We start from the raw sequence: 4,056 nt of genomic DNA, 5'->3' as shown, positions 1-4,056 counted from the left end.
TCAGGCTCGACTACATCCAACCGGGCAAGCCGCAGCAGAATGCGTATGTCGAACGATTCAACCGGACCGTGCGGTACGAATGGCTGTCGCAGTACCACTGGGAAGACTTAGACCACGTGCAGCGTTTCGCGACCGATTGGATGTGGACTTACAATCAGGACCGCCCGAACATGGCCTTGGGCGGATTTGCGCCAAAGCAGCGGTTGGCCATGGCCGCTTAGTTTCTACTTCTGAACCCCGTGCAAAACGGGGGGGGATTACCCTGCAAGCCGATGGCGAGGGGCCATATCCTCATCTCCTACGCCGCTTGCTGCGGCACACTGAAATCCGACACCCAAAGCTGATTCGGTCGCTCAGCCTTCAACTGCCGGTTCACCCGATCCAGCGGGCACGGCGCGCGCTCGAATCGGGAGTCGTCGTGCGAACTTGTCAACGTCGGACGTAATTTCCCCAGAAGTGTCGAAGTAAAATTCCCCACCCTGTTGGGACGGTGATCAGCCGGCGACGTGATCGGATGGGTTCCTTCGAGGACGGCCCGGACGCCGACGAACCGGCTCAGCGGGCGCGGGATTCAGGGAAGAAAGCCGGTTGCGTAGATGGTCGGGCAACAGATCGGCGTGTTCTCGCAGGCGATACGATGTGCCTTCGATCTGCACGACGATCGCGTGGTGCAGCAGGCGGTCGAGCAGCGCCGCGGCCACCACGCTGTCACCGAACACGTCGCCCCATTCACCGAAGCTGCGATTGGACGTCAGGATGATCGCACAGCGCTCGTAGCAGGCGTTGACGAGTTGGAAGAACAGATTGCCGCCGTTGGTACCGATTGGCAGGTAGCCGATCTCGTCGACGATCAACAGGCTGTTACGAGCGAGGAAACGCACGCGCTGCGCCAGGTTGCCTTCCCGTTCGGCCTTGGCCATCGAGTTCACGATCTCGGCCAGCGAGCCGAAGTAGACGCTCTTGCCGGCACGCACGGCTTCCACGCCCAGCGCAATGGACAGGTGCGATTTGCCCGTACCGGGCGGCCCCAGGAAGTGAACGGTCTGCCGTCGTTCGATGAACTCAAGCTGTGCAAGCGCCATGATGCGATCGCGGTCGAGGCTCGGCTGGAAGCTGAAGTCGTAACCAGCCAGCGTCTTGATCGTACCGAGCCGCGCGGTCTGCAGCGCCATCCGGATGCGCCGGGTTTCGCGCGTCGTGAACTCCTCGCCCAGCAGCGTTTCCAGCACTTCCAGCATCGAACTGTCGCCCTGCTCGAAGCGATTCAGAGTTGCGTCCAGCGTTTCGAGCGCGCGCGGCATGCGCAAGCCGACGAGATAGCGTCGGATGCGTTCCAGTGTCGAGACGGGCATGCTGCTCATGCGACCCTCCCGGCATCCGCGAGGCGTCTTGCGACCTGGTCATAGAACGACAGAGGCCGGCGAGCCACGGCTACCGTCAGCGATGGCGCCGGGTGTCGTGCCGGCTGCTTACGCTGATTTGCGCGCCGATGACCGGGCAACAGCGAGGTTCGTCGACGACCTTCCAGCACGGGATGAACCGCCAGCAGTTCACCGTCTTCGTAGATGCGGATCTCGTGAGCCAGACTGTGGATGCGGATTTCGGTGATGGTGATCAGGCGTTTCGGCGAACGTGATCAGTTTGGAAGGTGGTGTTGCGCGGTCAATGGATTATAGCGAAGGTGATCACGATCAGGATGCGGAGGACTGCTTGGCGTTGGTCTTTCGCATCGATTCGCCTTTCAACGGCATCTTGTGGGCCTGATGGACGAGCCGGTCGAGGATCGCGTCAGCGAGCGTCGGATCCTGCAGCCAGGCATGCCAGTGTTCGAGCGGTAGTTGACTCGTAATAATCGTGGAGCGCGTTCCGACACGATCATCGAGCACTTCGAGCAAGTCGTTTCGGGCACTCTGATCGAGATCTTGCAGCCCCCAGTCGTCGAGCAGCAGGACGTCCATCTTGGCGAGCTGCGCGAGTCGCCGCGTGAAGCTGCCATCGCCGTGGGCGATCTTCAATTCCTCGAACAGCCGGGCAACACGGACGTACATCACGGAGAATCCCTGTCGGCAAGCCTGCTGCCCGAACGCACAGGCGATCCACGTCTTGCCCGCGCCGGTCGGCCCTGTCAGGATGAGGTTCTGCGTGTTGCGGATCCAGTCGCAACCAGCGAGTGCCGCGACGACGCCCTTGTCGATACCGCGGCTCTGCCTGTATTCGATGTCCTCAATGCAGGCTTGGGGATTCTTGAGTTTCGCGGACTTCAGCAACCGCTCGAGCCGCCGGGTATCGCGCCAGGCGAGTTCGCGATCGACGACCATGCCGAAGCGCTCTTCGAACGATAGGCTTGTGCTGGCGGTCAGTGCCGCCTGTTCCTCGAACGCGCGGGCCATGCCGTCGAGCTTCAGGGATTTGAGCTGGGTTAAGGTTTGCTGCATCAACATCGCGACCTCCTTGGGTCAGTGGTAATAGTCGGGCCCGCGCACGTTCTCGTGATCGGGCGAATGCCATTCGGTGAGCGGAATCGGGAGCATCGGCTGTCGGTCCAGGCCGGATTCGAGGATTGACAGCACGGAGCGACGGGTCGGCGAGCCGATCACGAGCGCCCGTTGGCAGGCCGCTTCCAGCCGTTCCTTGCCGTACTTGCGTGAGAGCGACAGCAGTCCGAGACAGGCGCGGTACCCCATCTCGGGATGGGGCCGGTTGGTCAACAGATATTTGACGATCGCCTCGGCGCAGGGACCGACCGAGGCGCCCCAGTTCAACAACCGGCCTGGCGTCCATTCCATGTGAGCACGGTGCGCCGCCGGCATGTGCTCGGGCAATGTCGTATGCTTGTTCCGGAGTCGGCTGCGGGCGTGGGCGGCAACGCGCTTGCCGCGGTGCAGGATCTCGACGCAGTGGCGCGTCACGCGCACGTAGACCTCTTGACGCACAAGACCGTGCGGGACGCTGTAATAGTGGTGGTCGACTTCGACGTGGTAGTCGATGTTGACGCGGCACTTCACGAAGGTCGCGATCTCGTAGCGGCGGGCCGGCAGCGAGCGTAGCGCTGGTCGGTCGAGCCGCTCGAACCATTCGTGACGGTTGCCCTCGAGCTTTTTGAACGGACGCCGGTTCAGGTCGGCAATCAGCTTGCCGATCGCCTTGTTCAGTTCGGCCAGGCTGTAGAAGCGATGGTTGCGCAGCCGTGCGAGGATCCAGCGCTCGACGATCTGCACGCCGACCTCGACCTTCGCCTTGTCCTGCGGCTTGCGCGGACGCGCCGGCAACATGGCGGTCGCGTAGTGGTTCACGAAGTCCTGCGTCGTGTTGCCCAACACCGGTTCGTACCGGTCGGCCTTGGCGATCAATGCCTTGGGGTTGTCGGGCACCAGCAGTTCGGGAACGCCGCCGTAGAATTCCAACGCGTCGATCAGGCTGCCGATCCAATCGGGCATGGCCTCGGAACGCGTCGCACATGCATAGGTGTAGTTCGAGGCGCCGAGGACAGCCACGAACACGTGGGCCTTGAGCACGACGCCGCCGTCGCGGCCGAGGATCGGCACGGTTTGCCCAGCGAAGTCGGCGAACAGCTTCTCGCCAGCGCGGTGCTGCTGGCGCATCGAGCGCTTTAGCGCCGCGGCCCAGTCCTTGTATCGCTGGCAGAACTGCGTATAGCGGTAGGTGCGCTGGCCGGGATGCGCCTCGACGTACTCCTCCCAGAGCAGCTGCAGCGTCACGCTCTTGCGGCGCAGGTCGCGGTGCATCGCCGCGTAATCCGGCTCGACCCGCCGGGTCGGGGCTGTCGTCTCGGCAGGCAACTCCAGCCTGATCTCGAGCTCGTCGTTGGCGAGCGGTTCGACAGTAGACCAGTCGAGCCCCGCCGCGCTGGCGCGCGCGGCGTATGCCGAGATGGCGCCGACGCTGATACCGATCGCGCGGCTGATCTGGCGGTGCGACAGGCCGGAACCTGTCCGCATTTTTGTGGGCGAGGCGGTTGAACAGCACGTTATCCGCGCGCCTGCATAAATCGGTCTCCGAACAGGATAGCAAACTGGTTCATCGCCGATTTCCAGT

General features: G+C 63.0%; 4 protein-coding genes and 1 pseudogene. 1 reads left to right on the top strand and 4 read right to left on the bottom strand.

Annotated elements, in window-relative coordinates:
* Window positions 1-221 (top strand): transposase (locus ACNQQL_RS35690; RefSeq protein WP_347069480.1); only part of this gene is annotated, 221 nt, incomplete at its 5' end.
* A 273-nt stretch (window positions 222-494) separates the two neighbouring features.
* On the opposite strand, the gene istB (ACNQQL_RS35685) is transcribed toward ACNQQL_RS35690, so the two are convergent.
* From istB (ACNQQL_RS35685) to istA, 4 genes and pseudogenes are all read right to left on the bottom strand, one after another.
* Window positions 495-1,361 carry an IS21-like element ISBcen28 family helper ATPase IstB gene (istB, locus tag ACNQQL_RS35685; RefSeq protein WP_347069478.1) on the bottom strand — a complete coding sequence of 289 codons (867 nt, stop codon included), beginning with the start codon at window positions 1,359-1,361 and terminating at the stop codon, window positions 495-497.
* A pseudogene (locus tag ACNQQL_RS35680) lies at window positions 1,358-1,594 on the bottom strand (IS21 family transposase); the annotation flags it as partial. The pseudogene ACNQQL_RS35680 and the gene istB (ACNQQL_RS35685), both read right to left, overlap by 4 nt.
* Window positions 1,595-1,691: 97 nt before the next feature.
* Complete coding sequence (istB, locus tag ACNQQL_RS35675; protein ID WP_347069476.1) at window positions 1,692-2,441, bottom strand: IS21-like element ISBmu3 family helper ATPase IstB; 750 nt, start codon at window positions 2,439-2,441, stop codon at window positions 1,692-1,694.
* 15 nt (window positions 2,442-2,456) lie between these two features.
* Window positions 2,457-3,959, bottom strand: a complete 1,503-nt coding sequence (istA, locus tag ACNQQL_RS35670) for an IS21 family transposase (RefSeq protein ID WP_347069485.1) — start codon at window positions 3,957-3,959, stop codon at window positions 2,457-2,459.
* Window positions 3,960-4,056 lie beyond the last annotated feature (97 nt).

This window comes from Burkholderia sp. LFS061, from assembly GCF_047978125.1.
GTDB classification, from domain to species: Bacteria; Pseudomonadota; Gammaproteobacteria; order Burkholderiales; family Burkholderiaceae; genus Burkholderia; species Burkholderia pyrrocinia_C.
The sequence above is the reverse complement of the archived record's forward strand: the minus strand, read 5'-3'. Positions and strand labels throughout refer to the sequence as shown.